The 20,145-nt window shown below is 69.4% G+C and carries 16 protein-coding genes and 1 pseudogene; 15 read left to right on the forward strand and 2 right to left on the reverse strand.

The genetic code is table 11. From position 1 onward, the window contains the following. The first annotated feature begins 315 nt into the window (after positions 1-315). The 8 genes from IEZ09_RS35875 to IEZ09_RS35910 all read left to right on the forward strand — a co-directional run bounded on the left by IEZ09_RS35875 (position 316) and on the right by IEZ09_RS35910 (position 8,026). The gene (locus tag IEZ09_RS35875; RefSeq protein WP_229813267.1) at positions 316-1,098 is read left to right on the forward strand and encodes a M23 family metallopeptidase; all 783 of its coding nucleotides are present in this window, start codon (positions 316-318) and stop codon (positions 1,096-1,098) included. Between the two features lie 96 nt (positions 1,099-1,194). Further along, positions 1,195-2,625: an AMP-binding protein gene (locus IEZ09_RS35880; protein ID WP_189258270.1), complete on the forward strand. Its 1,431-nt coding sequence runs from the start codon at positions 1,195-1,197 to the stop codon at positions 2,623-2,625. Then, a complete protein-coding gene (locus IEZ09_RS35885) occupies positions 2,613-3,338 on the forward strand; it encodes an SDR family NAD(P)-dependent oxidoreductase (protein ID WP_189258271.1) in 726 nt (241 codons plus the stop codon). The genes IEZ09_RS35880 and IEZ09_RS35885 overlap by 13 nt, the downstream gene beginning before the upstream one ends. Positions 3,339-3,489: 151 nt before the next feature. Next, the gene (locus IEZ09_RS35890; protein ID WP_229813268.1) at positions 3,490-4,998 is read left to right on the forward strand and encodes an HAL/PAL/TAL family ammonia-lyase; all 1,509 of its coding nucleotides are present in this window, start codon (positions 3,490-3,492) and stop codon (positions 4,996-4,998) included. Continuing rightward, complete coding sequence (locus IEZ09_RS35895) at positions 4,998-5,753, forward strand: 3-methyl-L-tyrosine peroxygenase-related protein (protein ID WP_189258272.1); 756 nt, start codon at positions 4,998-5,000, stop codon at positions 5,751-5,753. Before IEZ09_RS35890 ends, IEZ09_RS35895 begins: the two co-directional genes overlap by 1 nt. 13 nt (positions 5,754-5,766) lie before the next feature. Next, complete coding sequence (locus tag IEZ09_RS35900) at positions 5,767-6,423, forward strand: O-methyltransferase (protein ID WP_229813269.1); 657 nt, start codon at positions 5,767-5,769, stop codon at positions 6,421-6,423. A gap of 74 nt (positions 6,424-6,497) precedes the next feature. After that, positions 6,498-7,448, forward strand: a complete 951-nt coding sequence (locus tag IEZ09_RS35905) for an LLM class F420-dependent oxidoreductase (RefSeq protein WP_189258273.1) — start codon at positions 6,498-6,500, stop codon at positions 7,446-7,448. Positions 7,449-7,450: 2 nt separating this feature from the next. Beyond that, on the forward strand, positions 7,451-8,026 hold the full coding sequence (locus tag IEZ09_RS35910; RefSeq protein WP_189258274.1) for a TetR-type transcription factor C-terminal domain-containing protein: 576 nt from the start codon (positions 7,451-7,453) through the stop codon (positions 8,024-8,026). On the opposite strand, the gene IEZ09_RS35915 is transcribed toward IEZ09_RS35910, so the two are convergent. After that, positions 8,013-8,462 carry a peroxiredoxin gene (locus tag IEZ09_RS35915; RefSeq protein WP_189258275.1) on the reverse strand — a complete coding sequence of 150 codons (450 nt, stop codon included), beginning with the start codon at positions 8,460-8,462 and terminating at the stop codon, positions 8,013-8,015. The genes IEZ09_RS35910 and IEZ09_RS35915 overlap by 14 nt on opposite strands. Before the next feature lie 33 nt (positions 8,463-8,495). Here IEZ09_RS35915 and IEZ09_RS35920 point away from each other — a divergent pair, with 33 nt between their 5' ends. The 7 genes from IEZ09_RS35920 to treY all read left to right on the forward strand — a co-directional run bounded on the left by IEZ09_RS35920 (position 8,496) and on the right by treY (position 17,896). After that, positions 8,496-9,410, forward strand: a complete 915-nt coding sequence (locus IEZ09_RS35920; protein WP_189258308.1) for a LacI family DNA-binding transcriptional regulator — start codon at positions 8,496-8,498, stop codon at positions 9,408-9,410. A gap of 10 nt (positions 9,411-9,420) precedes the next feature. Further along, on the forward strand, positions 9,421-9,846 hold the full coding sequence (locus IEZ09_RS35925; RefSeq protein WP_189258276.1) for a RidA family protein: 426 nt from the start codon (positions 9,421-9,423) through the stop codon (positions 9,844-9,846). A 105-nt stretch (positions 9,847-9,951) separates the two neighbouring features. After that, positions 9,952-11,766, forward strand: coding sequence for a 4-alpha-glucanotransferase (locus IEZ09_RS35930; protein ID WP_189258277.1), 1,815 nt, complete (start codon positions 9,952-9,954; stop codon positions 11,764-11,766). Between the two features lie 91 nt (positions 11,767-11,857). Continuing rightward, positions 11,858-12,160 carry a hypothetical protein gene (locus tag IEZ09_RS35935; RefSeq protein WP_189258278.1) on the forward strand — a complete coding sequence of 101 codons (303 nt, stop codon included), beginning with the start codon at positions 11,858-11,860 and terminating at the stop codon, positions 12,158-12,160. A gap of 120 nt (positions 12,161-12,280) precedes the next feature. Further along, complete coding sequence (tnpB, locus tag IEZ09_RS35940; RefSeq protein ID WP_189258279.1) at positions 12,281-13,690, forward strand: IS607 family element RNA-guided endonuclease TnpB; 1,410 nt, start codon at positions 12,281-12,283, stop codon at positions 13,688-13,690. A gap of 25 nt (positions 13,691-13,715) precedes the next feature. Then, entirely contained in the window at positions 13,716-15,821 is a 2,106-nt protein-coding gene (gene glgX / locus IEZ09_RS35945; protein WP_189258280.1) for a glycogen debranching protein GlgX, read from the forward strand. Continuing rightward, on the forward strand, positions 15,821-17,896 hold the full coding sequence (gene treY, locus IEZ09_RS46945) for a malto-oligosyltrehalose synthase (RefSeq protein WP_229813270.1): 2,076 nt from the start codon (positions 15,821-15,823) through the stop codon (positions 17,894-17,896). Before glgX ends, treY begins: the two co-directional genes overlap by 1 nt. 34 nt (positions 17,897-17,930) lie before the next feature. Here treY and IEZ09_RS35950 read toward each other — a convergent pair. Next, positions 17,931-20,141, reverse strand: a pseudogene (locus tag IEZ09_RS35950) (tetratricopeptide repeat protein); the annotation flags it as partial. Positions 20,142-20,145 lie beyond the last annotated feature (4 nt).

A 20,145-nucleotide genomic window follows, 5' to 3' on the forward strand; every position in this document is an offset into this window, starting at 1 on the left:
ACAAACGCCAAGTCGGGCATTGGTCTAAAGAGCGTTAACCATCGCCCCAACCGCTCGACTACTCAAAGTGACCAACCGTGGCCCTCATCACCTAAACGCCCACATAGCTTGCCCGCGCCGGTGACACGAGGTTACGTTCTCCGCCGCATGTCACGGTTCGATAACCGCGAGGACACGGATCTCCCCCGAAACGGTCCAGTCCGCAATGGGCTCCCCCAAGCCCGCACCAACGGGCCACCCCGGCCCCGCCCAGGCGCCCGAACGCCGAAGCACCCCAGCGGTTAGCCGAACTCCCCCGAGTGCATGGAGGCAGGTTTGGCACGGCATCGAGCGAAGGGTCAGCTGGTCGACGTACTGGCCAGAGTGGACCTGGACCGCAAGAAGGCCGTAGCGGCGGTGGTCGCCGCGGGCGCCCTGGCCGGCGCCGGTTTCACCCAGGCGATGGCGACGGTCACTCCCGTGGACCGCATCATGCCGGTCGCCGCCACGAAGGACCTCGCGGCCGCGATGACGCCGCAGCCGGAGGGCATCAAGACCGTTCACGCGATGGACACCAGCGCCGAGACGCGCAAGCTGTTGCAGGCCGAGCAGATCGAGGTGCAGTTCCACGTCCGCGAGGCGCTGCGGTCCGCCGAGGGCGCCTACGCCGAGCGGCAGGCGGCCATCAAGGCCGAGCAGGCTCGCATCGCCGCCGAGGAAGAGGCGAAAAGGCCCAAGTGCGTGCGGCCCGCGCAGGGGACGTTCACGTCCGGTTTCGGTGCCCGGTGGGGTACCAGCCACAACGGTGTCGACATCGCCAACGCCATCGGCACGCCGATCGTGGCCGCCATGGACGGCACGGTGATCGAGGCCGGGCCCGCGTCCGGGTTCGGGTTGTGGGTCAGGATTCAGCACGAGGACGGGACCATCACCGTCTACGGGCACATGAACACCATCGACGTGCCGCAGGGTGCGAAGGTCAAGGCAGGGCAGCAGATCGCGACGATCGGCAACCGCGGCCAGTCGACTGGGCCGCACCTGCACTTCGAGGTGTGGGTCGGTGGCTCGCAGAAGATCAACCCGGTGGGCTGGCTGGCGGAGCGCGGCGTCACGCTGTAGGCGTCTCGGCACGTTCCCGCAAGGGGCCGGAAACGACTACCCTCCGGCCACGCCGCCGGGCATGAGGCTCGGCGGCGTGGAACCCGGAGCCGACTGATGATCTACCGCAGCCCCCTGCCGGCGGTGGTCGTTCCCGACACCACGGTGCCCGCGCACGTCCTCGGGCAGCGAAGAGACAAACTGGCGTTGCTCGACGCCGTCACGGGCGAGAGCCTCACCTACGACGAGCTCGCGACACAGGTCGAGCGGACCGCGAAAGGCCTGGTCGCACAAGGGATCGCGCCCGGCGACACAGTCGCGGTCGTGAGCGGCAACAGGCCGATGTACGCGGTCGGGCTGCACGCGATCATGGCGGCGGGTGCGACGGCCGCGCTCATCAACCCGCTGCTCACGGCAACCGAGATCGAGCGGCTCAAGGCCCTCGCGAAGGTCACCACCACGCTCGACCTGGACGACCTTCCCGCGAGCGACACCGCAACGCTCCCGCCGCCGGACCCGCGGGGGATCGCGGCGGTCCTCTTCTCCAGCGGCACCACCGGGCTCACCAAGGCCGTCAAGCTGAGCCACCGGGCCCTCGTCGCCAACCTGGAGCAGCAGCGCCAGGGCTGGCGGATCGACGAGACCGACGTCCTCGCCGCGAACCTGCCGTTCTTCCACGTCTACGGGTTCTCGATCGTCCTCAACTCCGGGTTGCTCGGCGGCGCCACGCTCGTGACCATGCCCCGCAGCGACGCCGGGACGTACCTCAGCCGCCTCGCCGAGCACCGGGTCACGCGGGCGTTCCTCGTGCCGCCGCTCGCCGCCGCGATCGCCGACCAGCGAGAAGTACCGGAGAACCTCGGCCTCAAGCTCGTCCTCTGCGGCGCCGCCCCGCTCGACGAGGGCATCCGCCGGGAGGCCGAACGCAAACTCGGCGCGCCGGTGCGCCAGGGCTACGGGCTCACCGAGGCGGGCGGCACGCACCAGACGTTCGACGGCGACCTCGACACCGACCCCGCGAGTGTGGGCGTGCTCAGCCCCGGCACCGAGGCGCGCATCGTCGAACCGGGCACAACCACCGACACGGCCGTGGGGGAGATGCTCGTTCGCGGTCCGCAGCTCATGGACGGCTACCTCGACGACGAGGAGGCCACGCGACAGGCCTTCGTGGACGGATGGCTGCGCACGGGCGATCTCGTGCGTGTCCACAACGGCCGGTTCTACGTCGTCGACCGCGTGAAGGAAATGATCAAGTACAAGGGGTACCAGGTCGCGCCCGCGGAGCTGGAAGCCTTGTTGCGCAGGCATCCCGCGGTGCGGGACGCCGCGGTGATCGGTGCGCCCGATCGGGTTAACGGCGAGGTGCCCAAGGCGTTCGTGGTGACGGAAGGCGACGTCACCGCGAACGAACTGATGGCGTTCGTCGCGGCGGAGGTGGCGCCGTTCAAGAAGGTGCGCCAGGTTGAGTTCGTGGAAGAGATACCGAAGTCGGTCTCGGGCAAGATCCTGCGCCGGTTGCTCAAGGACGCGGACGAGTGCGAGTCCTGATCACGGGTGGCGCCAAGGAGCTCGGCAGGGCGTTCAGCGAAGTCCTTGGCGCGCAAGGGCACCAGCTCGTCATCACCGGGCGCGACGAGAATGCGCTGCGCACAGCGGAAACAGAGCTCAGGGCGAAGGGCGTCGACGTCGAGGCGCACGTCGCGGACCTCGGCGACCCCGGCGCGACACCGAAGCTGATCGAGAGCCTCGGCGAGATCGACGTGCTGGTCAACAACGGCGCGCTCGGCGGGCCGATCGGGCCGACGTGGCAGGTCGACGAGAACGAGTGGTGGCGCACGATCGAGGTGAACCTGCGCGGCACCGCGTTCGCCGCGAACGCCGCGATCCGCGCGATGACGAGCGGTCGGATCATCAACATCGTCAGCAACGCCGGCGTGCACCGGTGGCCTTACCTCACCGCGTACTCCGTGTCGAAGGCCGCCGTGATCAAGCTGACCGAGAACCTGGCCGTCGAGCTGAAACGACGGCCCATCGCGGTGCTGAGCTACGACCCCGGCATGGTCGGCGTTGGCCTGATGGGCCGCGGCTGCGACGTGGAGTCCGACGATCCGCACGTGCAGCGGATCACGCAGTGGGCGAGATCTCAGCGCGACCAGGGCAGGTTCACCCCGGTGGAGCAGTCGGCCGGTCTTTTGGCTCGAATCGTGAGCGGAGAGTTCGATCACCGGTCCGGTGAGCTCATCACGCCTGCGGACGGGTGAAAACGCCTGCACTGTCAACGGCCAAGAACTTCCGCCACGGGGAGGAACGGTGACCCGCTATCTCTTCGGTAGTGCGTTCAGGCCCTTCCTCGCCGACAGGTCAACGGGGATCGTCGCGAGAGGTCCCCCGAAAACGTCCACAGGAGGCGTCGTGCCTGTCGGAACATCCTCCGCTGCCCTGAACCTGGCGGCGGCACTCGAACCCGGACATCTCGAACTCGCCGGGAAACCCCTGCACGTCCACTTGCCCGAGGACGTGCGGGCACGGGTCGCGCGCTGCCGCGAGTTCGTGCTCGCGGTGAGCGGCTCCGGACGCGCTGTCTACGGTGTCACAACGGGTTTCGGCCCGCTGGTCGAGTTCGCCGGCCGCGCGGACGGCGCCGGCCAGAGCGACAACACGATCATTCACCACATCGTCGGGCACGGCGAGCTGATGCCGCCCGCTGTGGCGCGCGCGGCCGTGCTGGCGCGGCTGTTCTCGTTGGCGCAGGGGCGATCCGGGGTGTCGGAGCACGTCGTCGAGGCCCTGATCGCCGTGCTGGGCACGGAATTCGCCCCGGCGGTGCCACGGCTGGGCTCGGTCGGTGCGAGCGGTGACCTCCAGCCACTGGCCTACGTCGCGCATGCCTTGCGGGGTAATGGGAACGCGTACTTCCGGGGGCAGCTCATGCCTGCCGCCGATGCGCTGGGCAAGGCGGGTCTGCGCACGCTCGAGCTGGACGGGCGGGACGCGCTCGCGCTGGTGAACGGCATTTCGGTGACCGCCGCAGCACTCGGACTCGCTGTGGCACAGGCGAACCGGGCGCGGCGGATCGCGGAGTTGTTGTCCGCCTTGATGACCGATGTCCTGGGCTGCGGCACCGAGTTCACCTCGGCCGGGCTGCTGGCCGCGTTCGGGCACCCGGACGTCGCCGAAACCGGTGCGGCCATCAGGACCTGGCTCGCGGGCAGCACGCCGTCCGGTGAGCGTCCGCTGCAGGAGGCCTACAGCATCCGTTGCACGCCACAGCTGATCGGCGCGTGCCGCACGAGCGTGCGGCACGCGGAGGAGGTGGTGCGCCGCGACCTCAACGGCGTGAGCGACAACCCGTTGTTCTTCCCGGAGACCGAGGAGGTCGTGCACGGCGGCAACTTCTTCGGTCAGCCCAGCGCCTTCGCGGCCGACCAGCTGGGCGTCGCCCTGGTGCAGCTGGGCAATCTGGCCGAACGTCAGCTCGACCTGCTGGTCGACCCGCACCGCACGAGCGGGTTGCCACCGATGCTCAGCCCCGTTCCCGGTCAGCACCACGCGCTGCAGGGCGTCCAGCTCTGCACCACCGCGACGGTGGCGGCGATGCGCCGTGCGGCCATGCCCGCCTCGGTGCAGAGCCTGCCGACGAACCTGCACAACCAGGACGTCGTCCCGTTCGGCACCCAGGCCGCGTTCACCGCGCTCGACCAGGCGGGACTGCTGCGCTACCTGCACGCGGGGCTCGCGCTCGGGCTGCGCCAGGCGGTGCACGTCGGGGCACGCCGTCCGCGGGCGCCGCGGCTCGCGGAGGTGTTCGACCGGATCGCCGGGGAAGTGCCACCGATCGTGGAGGACCGGCCGCTCGACGTCGCGCTCGGCCGCGTCGCCGACCTCCTGGACGAGATCGTGTCCGAAGTGGAGGGTGTGTGATGAGCGCTCCGGTCTGCGCGCCCACGTGGGGACACGCGCACGTCGGCGTGCCCGTGCTGCGGCTGCCGATGCCGGGAACGGAATTGATTCCGTGCACCGGCTGTTATCAGCTTCCGATCGTCATCGACGCCCCGGAAGACCCGGTGGAACGTGCCGTCCACCGGTGGTTTCTCGGCCATCACGGCGCATTTCTGGTCTGGAGGTTTCTTTCGGCTTCACTCGATCGGTTGATACGCGAGCCTGATTCGCAACTAGTCCGCCTCGCTGCGCTTGGATATGACGCGTACTCGGTGATGCTTGCCTATTCGGGCAGTTGTTCCCGTGAGGTGTACGAGGACGTCATCCGGCCGATGATGGTGGCGTTCGACCCGGCGTTCAGCGGGCGGTGGGCGCGTGACTACGAGCCCCTGCCCGGCCTGCTGCGCCGGGCGCGTACCGCACTGGGGCCCGCGGCGGCCGCACCGCTTTCCTCCGCGAGCAAGGCGAACCTGTTGGCACACATGGAGGTCATGCGCAGACTCGTGCCCTGCGGCAACTCGTTGCTGCGCGAGTCGGGGCGTACGCGCGTGCCCACCACCGATGCCGAGCGCGACCGGTTCGACGAGTTCTTCCTCGTCAGCCGCGAGATCGTGTGCGTGAGCCGCTACCGCGCACACCGCGCCGCCGTCCTGTCCGCCATCGGTCGTGACCTCGCGGAACACCCCCTGCGGCCCGAGTACAGCGACACACTCAGGACGTTCGTCACCCGACTATGAGAGAAGGCCGCGCGTGAACGACTTCAAGACCGTGGTCATGACCCCGCAGATCTACCAGTACGTGCGCACCCAGGCAGGCCAGCCCAGTGCGGTGCAGGAGAAGCTGATCGCGAGGACGCTGGAGCTCGGCGACTCGGCGGAGATGCAGATCCCGCACGAGCAGGCGGTGCTGCTGTCGCTGCTGGTCAAGCTCACCGGCGCGCAGACAGTCGTCGAGGTCGGCACGTACACCGGGTACTCCACGCTCGCGTTCGCGCAGGCGCTTCCCCCGCACGGCAGGGTCATCACCTGCGACATCTCCACCGAGTGGACCTCGATCGCCGAGGAGGCGTGGCAGGCGGCAGGCGTGCGGGACCGGATCGACCTGCGGCTCGGCGCGGCCGCGCAGACGCTGGCCGAGCTGCCCGACGAGCCGGTCGTCGACCTGGTGTTCATCGACGCGGACAAGGTCGGGTACGTCCACTACTGGGACCTGCTGGTGCCACGGGTCCGTCAGGGTGGCCTGCTGCTCGCCGACAACACGCTCTACTACGGCGAGGCCGCCGCGGAGCAGCCGGAGGGCAACGCCGCCGCGATCGACGCGTTCAACACGTTCGTGCGCAACGACCCGCGCGTCGAGTCGGTGCTGGTGCCGATCGCGGACGGGCTGACCCTCGCCCGCAAGAAGTGAGGTGTCCTACCGACCGGTTGTGGGCATACCGACCGGTCGGTAGGGTGGGGTCAGTCGCTGACCTGGAGGCGTTCATGGCTCGTTGGGGAATCACGCTGCCGCTGATCGGCGTGCCGGTGCTCGAGCACCGCGCGCTGGTGTCCGAGCTCGCCGGGCTCGGCTACACGGACGTGTGGTCGGCCGAGACGACCGGCACCGACGCGTTCACGCCGCTCGCGCTCGCCGCGCAGTGGTCCTCCGAGTTGCGCTTCGGACCGGCCATCGCGCCCGTCTACACCCGCGGACCCGCGACGCTGGCGATGACCGCGGCGACGATGGCCGAGGTGACCGGCGGCCGGTTCGTGCTGGGCATCGGCTCGTCGTCGCCCGCGATCGTGCAGCGCTGGAACGCGATCCCGTTCTCCGAGCCGTTCAAGCGCACCCGCGACACCCTGCGGTTCCTCAAGGCCGCGCTGGCCGGCGAGAAGGTCACCGCCGAGTACGACACGTTCCAGGTCTCCGGCTTCAAGCTGGAGCGCCCGCCCGCCGAGAAGGTGCCGATCATGCTCGCGGCGCTGCGGCCGAACATGCTGCGCCTGGCCGGTCGTGAGGCCGACGGCGCGATCACCAACTGGCTGGCCGCGTCCGACGTGGCGCAGGTGCGCGGCGAGCTCGGCGACTCCGAGCTCGCGGCGCGGATCTTCGTGTGCCCGACCGAGGATGCCGACGCGGCACGGGCGCTGGGCCGCATGCTGATCAGCACCTACCTGACCGTGCCGGCCTACGCGGCGTTCCACGACTGGCTGGGCCGCGGCGAGGCGCTGCGCCCGATGCACGAGGCGTGGGCGGCGGGCGACCGCAAGGGCGCGTCGAAGGCGATCCCGGACGAGGTCGTCGACGCGCTGATCGTCCACGGTTCGGTCGACGAGTGCCGTGCGCGCGTCGCCGAGTACCAGGCCGCGGGCGTCGACACGCCGATCATCGCGCTGCTCCCGACCGGTGGCGACCAGGTGGAGCAGGTACGCGCCTTGGCACCGAAGGCCTAGCCGTGTCCAGCGCGACCGAGCAGAAGATCATCGACGCGGCCGTGCGCCTCTTCGCGTCCCAGGGCTACGACGCGACCTCGGTGCAGGAGATCGTCACGGCCGCCGAGGTGACCAAAGGCGCGCTGTACCACTACTTCCGCGCGAAGGACGACCTGCTCTTCGAGATCTACCGGCAGCTGATCACGGCCCAGTCCGCGGACATGGACCGGATCATCGAGCTCGGGCTGTCGTCGGCCGACACGGTCAGGGAGATCCTCGTGTCGCTGGTCGTCTCGACGGCGGAACGGGTCGACGAGACCGCGGTGTTCGTGCGTGAGATGCACCGGCTCGACGAGGCGCGGATGACGGAGTTCCGCGCCGAGCGCCGCCGCTACCACGAGACGTTCCTCGGGGTGATCGAGAAGGGGCAGGCGGACGGGGAGTTCAGCTCCGCCGTGCCCGCGGACACCGTCGTGCGGATCGCGGTGGGCGTCGTGAACCAGCTGCCCGTGTGGTACCGGCCGGACGGCGCGAAGCCGCCCGCCCGGCTGGCGACGGAGATCGCCGACTTCGTGCTGGCCGGGCTCACCGGTTCCTGAGCGCCGCCAACGCCTTGTCCGCGTGCGAGTTCATCGAGAACTCGCTCTTGATCACCTCGATGACCTCGCGGTCGGTGTCGATGACGAACGTGTGCCGCTTGACCGGGATCGGCCCGAACCGCCGCTTCACCCCGAACTGCTCGGCCACCTCACCGCCGACGTCGGACAGCAGCGGGTAGTCGAAGCCGTTCAGCTCGGCGAACTGCTTCTGCTTCGCCACGTCGTCGGTGGAGATGCCGACGCGCTGCGCCTTCACCTCGGCGAACTCCGCGGCGAGGTCGCGGAAGTGGCAGCTCTGCGCGGTGCAGCCGGCCGTCATCGCCGCGGGGTAGAAGAACAGCACCACAGGGCCGTTTTCGAGCAGTTCGGACAGCTTGCGCTCGACGCCGTCCTGGTCGGGCAGGGAGAAGTCGGGGGCGATGTCGCCGGGCTTCATGGATCTCCAATACGCTCTGAAACCGTGACCAGCATGTCCGATGTGGCCAAGGCCGCGGGGGTGTCCGCTGCGACCGTATCGCGGGCCCTGCGGGGGGAACCGGGCGTGTCCGAGGCCACGAGGCAGCACGTGAGCGAGGTCGCGCGGCGGATGAAGTACGCCATCGCGCGCGACGCGTCGTCGTTGGCCGGTGGGCGCCGTTACGCGATCGCGGTGCTGACGTCCGAGGTCAGCCCGGTGCTGGCGGGCGCGGAGGGCGCGCTGCGGCAGGCCGGTTACGACGTGCTGCTCTACGTGCTGGGGTCCGCGGAGGCGCGCGAGAAGTTCTTCGACGAGCTGCCGCTGGGGCGCCGGGTGGACGGAGTGCTTCTTCTGTCCATATCGATGACAGAAGCCGAACAGGCGGCGCTGGAGTCGCTCGAGGTCCCGCACATCACGGTCGACGACGCTGATCTGCGACGTGCCCTGCAGACCGCCGTCGCGCATCTGCAGACGCTCGGTCATCACGACGTGGCGCTGGTGTTGTCCGACGGTGTCGACGAGTCGTACGACGAGATCCTGAGCGAGGCCGGGCTCGAGGTCCGTCCGGAGTGGACGGTGTGGTGCTCGCCGACCGTCGACGGCGGCGAGCAGGTGGTCGACGTGCTGCTCGACGGTGAACGCCTGCCGACCGCCGTGATCAGCTCGAACGGTGCCGCGGCGGTGGGGATCTACCTGCGCATGCAGCGGGACGGGCGGGCGGTGCCGGACGAGGTGTCGATCGTGTCGCTCGACGGGCAGGAGCTCACCCGCGTGGTCGGGCTGACCGCGGTCGAGGGCGCGGCGAAGGAGCAGGGGGAGCGGGCGGTCGCCGACCTCTTCACGTTGATCAGGGGCGGGGAGATCGAGCCCGCTGAGCACCCGGTGCGGCTGGTGGTGCGCAACTCGAGCGGGCCGGTCCCCCAGTAGTGTTCGGCGCATGCCCACCGAAGATCGTCTGACCGAACTGACCGAGCTGCCGGACACGCCAGGCTACGCCCACGCGGTGACGGTCACCGGGAAGATCGCGTTCGTGTCCGGCCAGGTCGCGGTCGACGCGCAGGGGCGCGCGGTCGGCGTGGACGACCTGGGTGCCCAGACTCGGCAGGCCCTGACCAATCTTCATCACGTGATCAGAAACCTCGGCGCCGACTGGTCGGATGTCATCAAGTTCACCTGGTACGTGCTCGATGCGTCCGAGGTGCAGACCATTCGCGACGTGCGTGACGAGATTCTGCGACCCGCGCTGGGAGATGTGCACAACCCGGCGAGCACGCTGGTTCAGGTCGCGGCGTTGTTCGGGCCGGAATTTCTGGTCGAGGTCGAGGCCGTCGTGGCGATTCCCGCAGAAGCATCGGATGTTTAGCCAAATGCATCTGAGAGTGTGCGTCCCGACCGGCCTGCACCCTTCGGGTGACCAGGGACCATTTGCTCTGGTAATGCGGACCGAGCTGTGACATAGGTTGTACCTGTGGAGGAGTTGGTGGCGCGGCTGGCGGACGCCTGGGGCGTTGCCACTCGGTACGAGAACGCGGACCAGCAAGAGGTCGTGGTCGACACCGAGGTCGTCGTCAAGGTCCTCGCCCAGTTCGGCGTCGACGCGTCCACTGAGGACTCGATCGCGCGCGAGCTCGCCGAGATCGAGCGGCGCCGGGCCGTCGAAGCGCTTCCTCCGACGATCGTGATCCGCGAGTACGAGACGTACGACCTGCGCGGCCCGGCGACCGTCGAGCTCGAGGACGGCACCACTTTCGAGGTCGAGCGGCACCTGCCGGACAGCCTGCCGCTGGGCTGGCACCGCGTCGTCACCGCCACGCAGACGATCACGCTGGCCGTGGCGCCCAGGACGCTGCCGGACGTCCCGCGCACCTGGGGCTGGATGCTGCAGCTCTACGCGGCGCGGTCGAAGGACTCGTGGGGGATGGGCGACTTCGCCGACCTCGCCACGATCGCGCGCCGGTCCTGTCTGGAGCTCGACGCCGGGGTGGTGCTCGTCAACCCGGTGCAGGCGCCCTCGCTGACGCACCCCGTCGAACGCTCGCCGTACTCGCCGGTCAGCCGCCGGTTCGTGAACCCGCTGTACCTGCGCATCACCGACACCGCGGAGTTCCTGCAGGCCTGCCCGCGCACCCGCCAGCTCATCCGCGACCTGCGGCCAGCCAACTCCGACCTGATCGACTACGACGCGATCTGGGACGCCAAGAGGCAGGCGCTGGAACTGCTGTTCCCCGGCGGCGACATCGAGATGGACGCGGACCTGAAGGCGTTCGCCACCTACTGCGCGCTGGCCGAGATCCACGGCAAGGACTGGCGCACCTGGCCGGAGGACCGTGCAGAAGCACCGGCGGAACGCGTCGCCTTCCACGCCTGGCTCCAGCACCTGTGCACCCGCCAGCTGCAGGACGTCCGGCTCGCCGCGCACGAGGCGGGCATGGCCGTCGGCGTCATCCACGACCTGCCGGTCGGGGTGTCACCCGGCGGCGCGGACACGTTCGCGGATCCGGACGTGTTCGCCATCGACGTCACGGTCGGTGCGCCACCCGACGCGTTCAGCGCCGACGGCCAGGACTGGGGCCTGCCGCCGTGGCGCCCCGACAAGCTCGCCGAGACCGGCTACCGCCCGTTCCGCCAGGTGCTGCGCAGCGTGCTGAAGCACGCCGACGGCATCCGCATCGACCACGTCGCCGGCCTGTGGCGGCTGTGGTGGATCCCGCCGGGCGAACCGCCGTCGCGCGGCACCTACGTCCACTACGACGCCGACGCGATGCTCGGCGTGCTGGCGCTGGAGGCCTACCGCGCGGGCGCCGTGGTGGTCGGCGAGGACCTCGGCACGGTCGAGCCGGTCGTCACGAAGACGTTGCAGGAGAACGGCATGCTCACCAGCGCCGTCCTCTACTTCCAGCGCGACTACTACGCGGAGGGCCACCCGCTGATCCCGCCGTCGCGGTGGAACCCGAAGGCGATGGCCAGCATCTCCACGCACGACCTCCCGACGGCCGCGACGTTCTTCGCCGGCGAGGACGGCCCCGATTTCGACGCCCTGATGCGCCAGGAGGGCATCGACGCGTCGGACCGGGTCGCGGGCGCCCACGAGTTGCTCGCGCAGGCACCCTGCGCGTTGGTCCTGACTTCACCTCAGGACGCTCTGCGGGACACCCGGCAGCCCAACGTGCCGGGCACGATCGACGAGCACCCGAACTGGAGAATCCCGCTGCCCGTGCCGGTGGAAGATCTCTTCCCCCGCGTCAGGGACATCACCCGCCCCCTGCGCACCAGAAATAGATGAAACTTCCACGTAACAGCAGGTCATGGACGTGCGGAGTACTGTAAGGGCCGTCACCCGGCGGCGGACGAACGTTTTGGAGGTGGCGTACCAGATGAGCTCAGCCGTGAGCACGCGGACACCAACCGGCGTGCTGGAACTGGCCGTCGAGCAGGTTCTCGCATCGATGAGACCGGCCGCACTCGGCGACCCGGTGGTCGGGGCACGGCGCGCGGAGGAATCCCTGCGTGACGCGCTGCGGGACGCAGGACCCGTGGACGACAACATCGCTCTGCAGAACGCGCTGGCTTGCGCGGAGGCCGCCTGCGAGCACCTCAAGTACTGCGAAATCCAGGAAGCACGCACGTTGCTCACGGCCGCACGTGGGCAGCTGGTGCTGGCACACGAAAGGGCGTGACTGCAACCGGTAGTCGCCAGTCGGCGACGATCACACGTTCGACTTAAGCCGCTCCCACCCTCGTGAGAACCTTCGAGTAACGGGCCCGATTTTGTCGGTGCCCGCTCGTAGGGTTCGGGTGTGATCGTCCATCAGGCGTACCGGTTCGCATTGGACCCGACTCCGGCACAGGCGCGGGCACTGTCCACGCACTGCGGTGCCGCGCGGTTCGCGTTCAACTGGGGCTTGGCGCTGGTCAAGGCGGTCATGGATCAGCGAGAAGCCGAGAAGAGCTATGGCATCGCGCCTGCGGACCTCACCCCGCCGCTGCGGTGGTCGCTTCCCGCACTGCGAAAGGTGTGGAACCAGGTCAAAGATGACGTTGCTCCTTGGTGGGCCGAGTGTTCGAAGGAGTCCTACAGCAGTGGCCTGGACAGTCTCGCACGGGCGTTGAACAACTGGACGACGTCCAGGGACGGCAAGCGCAAGGGCCGTGCAGTGCGCTTTCCGAGATTCAGGTCGAAACGGCGGGCGAGGCGATCATGCCGGTTCACCACAGGCGGTGTCCGCGTCGAGGCTGATCGTCGCCACATCAACCTGCCGAAGCTGGGGCGGATCAGGACCCACGAGTCGACCCGCAAGCTGGCCCGTCGGCTCGAGGCGGGAACGGCTCGCGTTCTGTCGGCCACGGTCCGTCTCGAGGGCGGCCGATGGCACTGCTCGTTCACGTGCGAGGTGCAGCGTGCGGACCCGCCACCAGCCCAGCCGGATGTTGTCATCGGCGTCGATCTGGGCATCACGCATCTCGCGGTGCTGTCCCGGCCGCTGTCCGGCGTCACCAACGCGGTTGGGGCGGTGCCCAACCCGAAACACTTCGCGCGTGCGTCAGCCGCGCTGCGTCGGAAATCCCGTGCCGTGTCGCGGAAGCACGGGCCGGACAGCCGCACCGGCGCCAGGCCGTCGAAGCGGTGGGAGCGGGCCGACCAGCGCCGCAACCGCATCCACCACCGCGTCGCGAATCTGCGCCGTGACGGCCTGCACAAGCTGACCACGGCGCTTGCCGCCGGGTTCGGCACGATCGTGATCGAGAATCTGAACGTGGCGGGGATGCTGTCCAACCGTCGACTGGCCCGCTCCATCGCAGACGCCGGCTTCGCTGAGATTCGACGGCAACTTGCGTACAAGACTCGGTGGCGGGGTAGTCGTCTGGTCGTGGCCGACCGCTGGTTCCCGTCGTCGAGGACCTGCTCGGATTGTGGCGCTGCGAAAGCCAAGCTGCCGCTGCACATCCGGGTGTTCCGCTGTGACTCGTGCGGGTTGGAGATCGATCGCGATCTGAACGCTGCCCGCAACCTCGCCGCACTGGCGGTGAGCAGCACGACAGGTACCGGAGGCACCGGAGACCTGGAGCCACCGTGCTCGAACGGACGTGGAGCCGACCGCAAGACCCGCGCACTCTGCGGGCAGGCGGCTGTGAAGCGTCCAGACCGAAGTGCCGATCTACCGGTGGGATGCCCTGCCGGTGCCAGTCGGATACGGTCATGTCGGTAGCCGCTTCGCTGTGACGAGGAGCATCGTGCGACCCTGGCCTGGAAGGCCCTACCCCCTTGGCGCCGGATACGACGGCGTGGGCACCAACTTCGCCCTGTTCTCCGAGGTGGCCGAGTACGTCGAGCTCTGCCTCTTCGACGACGACGGCACCGAGACCCGCGTGCGGCTGCCGGAGGTGGACGGCTTCGTCCACCACGGCTACCTGCTCGGCGTGGGGCCGGGACAGCGGTACGGGTACCGCGTGCACGGCCCGCACGATCCCGCGCGCGGACTGCGGTGCAACCCCAACAAGCTGCTGATCGACCCGTACGCGAAGGCCATCTCCAACGGCCTGGCGTGGGACGAGGCGCTGTACGGGTACAAGTTCGGGTCACCGGACGAGCGCAACGACACCGACTCGGCGCCGCACGTGCCGAAGAGCGTGGTGGTGAACCCGTTCTTCGACTGGACGAACGACAGGCTGCCGAGGACGCCGTACAACGAGAGCGTCATCTACGAGGCGCACGTCCGCGGCCTCACCATCGACCACCCCGAGATCCCGCCGCGGCTGCGGGGCACCTACGCGGGGCTCGCGCATCCGGTGATGATCGACCACCTCACGAAGCTCGGTGTAACGGCGGTCGAGCTGATGCCGGTGCACCAGTTCATCAGCGATCACACGCTGGCCGAGCGGCGGCTCAGCAACTACTGGGGTTACAACACGATCGGCTTCTTCGCGCCGCACGACGGCTACTCCGCGTTGCCGTTGAACCAGGTGCAGGAGTTCAAGGGCATGGTGCGGGCGATGCACCAGGCCGGGATCGAGGTCATCCTCGACGTCGTCTACAACCACACCGCCGAGGGCAACCACCTCGGGCCGACGCTGTCGATGCGCGGTATCGACAACGAGGCGTACTACCGGCTGGTCGAGGACGACCCCAAGTTCTACATGGACTACACGGGTACCGGTAACTCGCTGAACGTGCGCACGCCGCACACGCTGCAGCTGATCATGGACTCGCTGCGGTACTGGGTCACCGAGATGCACGTCGACGGGTTCCGGTTCGACCTCGCGGCGACGCTGGCCCGCGAGTTCTACGACGTCGACCGGCTGGCGACCTTCTTCGAAGTCGTGCAGCAGGACCCGGTGGTGTCGCAGGTCAAACTGATCGCGGAGCCGTGGGACGTCGGGCCCGGTGGCTACCAGGTCGGCAACTTCCCTCCACTGTGGACGGAGTGGAACGGCAAGTTCCGGGACACGGTCCGCGACTTCTGGCGCGGTGAGCCCGCGACGCTCGGCGAGTTCGCCTCGCGGATCACCGGCAGCAGCGACCTCTACCAGGACGACGGGCGGCGGCCGTACGCGTCGATCAACTTCGTCACCGCGCACGACGGGTTCACGCTCAACGACCTGGTGTCGTACAACGAGAAGCACAACGAGGCCAACGGCGAGGACAACCAGGACGGCGAGAGCCACAACCGGTCCTGGAACTGCGGGGTCGAGGGGCCGACGGACGACCCGGAAGTCCTCGAACTGCGCGCGCGGCAGCGGCGGAACCTGATGGCGACCATGTTGTTGTCGCAGGGTGTGCCGATGATCCTGCACGGCGACGAGTTCGGGCGCACGCAGCACGGCAACAACAACGCGTACTGCCAGGACAACGAGGTGTCGTGGGTCGACTGGTCGTTGCTGGAGACCAACGCCGAGCTGGTCGAGTTCACCGCGGCGCTCACCCGGTTCCGCAAGGCGCACCCGGTGTTCCGGCGCAAGCGGTTCTTCGCGGGCCGGCCGATCCGCAAGGGCGAGGAGCTGCGCGACATCGCGTGGTTCACCCCGTCCGGCGAGGAGATGACCGAGCAGAACTGGGAGGACGACTTCGGCAAGTGCATCGTCATCTTCCTCAACGGGGAAGGCATCCCGGACCTCGACTCGCGCGGCATGCGGGTGGTCGACGACTCGTTCCTGATGGCGTTCAACGCACATCACGAGGACATCGAGGTGACGTTGCCGGACGCCGAGTACGGTCCTGAGTGGACGGTGGTGGTCGACACGACGACCGGCCACGTCGGCAACGGGGAGAAGCCGGTCGTCGCGGGCGGTCAGCTGAACCTCACCGCCCGGTCGCTCGTCGTGCTGCAGCGGGTGGGCTGATGGGCGCGCCTTCCTCCACCTACCGCGTCCAGTTCACCCCCGACTTCACCTTCGCCGACGCCGCCGGCATCGCGGACTACCTGCGGCGGCTGGGCATCGGGGCGCTGTACGCCTCGCCGATGCTCGACGCGCGCGAGGGTTCCACGCACGGCTACGACGTCGTGGACCCGACGCGGGCGCGGCCGGAGCTCGGTGGTGACGACGGTCGCCGGGCGTTGCAGAAGAGCTTGGCGGAGCACGACCTCGGGCTCGTCGTCGACATCGTGCCGAACCACATGGTCGTGCCGAACCCGTGGTGGGACGACGTCCTCGCGCACGGGCAGCGCTCCAAGTACGCGCGGTACTTCGACATCGACTGGTCGTCCGGCAAGGTCCTGCTGCCCGTGCTCGCCGAGGACGCCCAGGACGAGCCGGGCGAGCACTTCGTCAGGGTGAACTGGCGGCGCGGCAACACCGAGCTGAACTACCGGCGGTTCTTCGACATCACCGAGCTGGCGGCGGTCAGGGTCGAGGACCCGGAGGTGTTCGAGGCGACCCACCGCGAGGTCCTGTCCTGGGGCGTCACGGGGTTGCGCGTGGACCACCCGGACGGCCTGGCCGACCCCGGCGGCTACTTCCGGCGGCTGCGCGAGCACTTCGACGGCTGGCTGGTCGTGGAGAAGATCCTCGGGCCGGACGAGCAGCTGCCCCAGAGCTGGCCGGTCGACGGCACCACGGGCTACGACGCGTTGCGCGAGATCTGCGGTGTGTTCATCGCGCCCACGGACGCGTTCGCCGGTGACTTCCACGAGGTCGAGCACGCGTCGCGGCGGCAGGTAGCGGACTCGATCCTGGTCGCCGAGGTGCGCCGGATCGCCCGGCTCGTGCGGGACGTGCCGTTCGAGGACGCGTGCCAGGCCGTCGCCGAGGTGATGGTCAACTTCCCGGTGTACCGCTCGTACCTGCCGGAAGGCCTGCGGTACTGGGAAACCGCGGTGCGACGAAGCAAGTCGCCTGCCGTGCGGGCGTTGGACGAGCAGGTGCGCGCCGACCCGCACGGCGAGCTGGCGACCAGGATCCAGCAGACGTCCGGCATGGTCGTCGCGAAGGGCACCGAGGACACCGCGTTCTACCGGTACACGAACTTCGTGGCGCTCAACGAGGTCGGTGGCTCGCCGGACCGGTTCGGGATGCCCGTCGAGGAGTTCCACCAGCGCGCGGCGGTTCGTGAAGCGCAGACGCCACAGGCCATGACCGCGCTGTCGACGCACGACACCAAGCGGTCGGAGGACGTGCGGGCGCGGCTTGCGGTGCTGGCCGAGATCCCGGACGAGTACTTGGCGTTCGAGGCCGAGATGTCGAAGCGGCACGGGATCTCCGAGCCGTCGCTGAACCGGCTGGCGTGGCAGTCGCTCGTCGGAGCCTTCCCGATCACCGAACAGCGCCTGGGGCAGTACCTGGAGAAGGCGTCCAGGGAAGCCAAGATCAAGACGTCCTGGGTCGACCGCGATGCCGAGTTCGACGCCGAGGTGGCCGCGTGGCCCGCGAAGGTGCTCAACGAGCCCGAGGTCTCCGCTTTCGTCGAACGGATCAAGGCGCCGGGCTACTCGAACGCGTTGGGGCAGAAGCTGGTCCAGCTCACCGCTCCTGGCGTGCCGGACGTCTACCAGGGCACCGAGCTGTGGGACTTCTCGCTGGTCGACCCGGACAACCGCCGGCCGGTCGACTACGCGGTCCGCGCCGAGCTGCTGGACCGCATCGAGTCGGGCTGGCTGCCCGAGGTCGACGACTCGGGCGCCGCGAAGCTCCTGGTCGTGCAGAAGGCCTTGCAGGTCCGCAAACGAGGCCTGCGCGGCTACCGGCCGTTGCGCGCGGAAGGACCGGCTGCTGACCACGTGCTGGCGTTCGAACGGTCCGGCGTGATCACGGTGGCGACCAGGCTGCCGGTCGGGCTGGCGCGGCAGGGCTGGCAGGGCACGGTGCTGCCGTTGCCGCACGGTCCGGAGTGGACGGACATGCTGACCGGGCGGCCCGCGACGGAGGACTTGGCGTCGTTGCTGGAGAAGTATCCGGTGGCGTTGCTGGTGCGCGGCTGACCGCGGGCACGTTCAGCTCGGCGAACAGCGCCAGCGCCTCGGTGCGGTGGCGCAGCGCCTCCTTGTGACGACCGGTGCGGGACAGGGCGGCGGCGAGGCCGTCGAGGGCGCGGGCCCGCTCGTACCGGATGCCGGTCTGCGAGGCGAGTTCGAGGGCCCGCTCGTGGTACGGGCGGGCCGAGGCGGGGCGGCCGAGAGCGGTCAGGGTCTCGCCGTAGCGGTTGAGGGCCTCGGTCTCCACGCTGAGTTCGCCGACCTCCCTGGCCAGCTCCAGCGCCTCCTCGTGGTGGTCGACGGCGAGCTTCGTGAAGCCCAGCTTCTGCAGGACCTGGGCGAGGTAGGCGAGGGCGTAGGAGCGGTTGGAGCGGTCGTCGAGTTCGTCGAAGATCGCGAGCGCCTGTTCGTAGTGGGTGCGGGCGGCGTTCCACTGCTGGAGGCACTGGTGGGTCTCGGCGATGTTGGCCAGCACCGCGCCCTCGCCTTCCCGGTCGCCCACCTCGCGGCGGATCGCGAGTGCCGGACGGTAGTGGGCGAAGGCTTCGTCGTAGTGGCCCGTGCGGTGGTAGATGATGCCGATGTTGCCGAGGGTCGCGCCCTCGCCGACGCGGTCGCCGAGCTCCCGGCGCAGGGCCAGTGCGCGCAGGTAGAGCTGCAGGGCCAGGTCGTAGTGGCCCAGCCGCTGGTGCACGTTGCCCATGTTGTTGATCGCGGCGGCCTCGCCCGCGCGGTTGCCCGTGTCGCGGTGGATCTCCAGGGCTCGCGCGAAGTGGTCGAGTGAGGCCTCGTGGTCGCCCAGCCGCCAGTAGACACGGCCGAGGTTGTGCAGTGCGGCGCCCTGGCCCTGGCGGTCGGCCGTGTTGAGCACGTGCTGGTAGAGGGCGATGGCGTCGTTGTGCCGGCCGGTCATGTCCAGGTGCCTCGCGAGCGTCGTCATCAGCCGCGCGGTGTGGCTGAACCAGCCGTGCCGGGCGGTGTGGTCGGCCACCGCCATCAGGTTCGTGTGCTCCGCCTCCAGCCACGCCCTGGCGTCGGTGACGGAGGCGGCGGAAACGCACTCGTGGCGTTCGGCGGGGTTGAGCGTGTTGCGCGCGGCCGCCGCCGTCTGCAGGTAGTGGTCGAAGAGGCGGGTCAAAGCCTCGCGTTGCGCGGACTTCGGTTCCTCGTCCACGACGCGGGCGGCGGCGAACACGCGCACCAGGTCGTGCAGTTCGTACCGCGACGGCGTCTTGAGCTGCAGGAGGTGGTCGGCCAGCAGGTCGTCGAGGTGGCGTTGCGCCAGGCCCAGGTCGACGCCGGCCAGCGCGGCGGCGGCCGCGGCGTCGAAGTCGTGGCCGGGGTGCAGCGCTGTCAGCCGGAACGTGCGCTGGTGCCCGGCGGGCAGGGCGCGGTAGGAGAGGTCGAGGGCCAGCTCCACGCCGCTGTCCAGGTGCCGGAGTTCGTGCCGCTCGGTCAGCCGGAGGAGGTGGTCGGCCAGAGTCCAATGAGGACGATCGGCGATCAGGCCGGCGACCAGTCCCAGTGCGAGCGGTAGCCGTCCCACCAGCTCACCGATCCTGGTGGCGGTCTCCACGTCGGCGGCCACGCGGTCCGCGCCCGCCCTGCGGCGCAAGAGGTCCAGCACCTCCTCCTGGCCGAACGCGGTCAAGCTCAGCCGCACCCCCGGCAGGCCGGGCAGCACGCGGCGGCTGGTGATCAGCACCAGCGCGTCGGGACTGTCCGGCAGCAACGGCCGCACCTGGTCCTCGCTCATCGCGTTGTCCAGCAGCACCAACGCTTTGCGTCCGATCAGCAGCTTGCGGAACGCGGTGCTGCGACCGGCGAGGTCCAGGGCGTGGATGCGGTCACCGGACACGCCCAGCTGCCGGAGGAAGCCGTCCAGGACCGCGGCGGGATCGGCGGGAGGCCGCTCGGGATCGTACCCGCGCAGGTTCACCGAGAGCTGCACGTCGGAATACATTCCTTGGCGCAGCAACAAATGTGCGGCACGGGTGGCGAGCTGCGTCTTGCCGACACCCGCCATGCCCTCGATCACGACGGCCTCCGCGGCGGCCATGATCACGTCCAACTCCGCGGCACGGCCGGTGAAATCGGCGACGTCGTCCGGCAGCGCGCCGCTCACCCGGACCATCCCGGCCTCGGTCGCGACCCCGGTGATCACCTGGTGCGCGAGCCGCCATTCGGCCGCTCTCGCGTCGTCCTCACCCAGCAGCACACGCGCGATGTGCACCACCAGCTCGACGTCCATGCGC

This window comes from Lentzea flava, assembly GCF_014648475.1.
GTDB lineage: Bacteria > Actinomycetota > Actinomycetes > Mycobacteriales > Pseudonocardiaceae > Lentzea > Lentzea flava.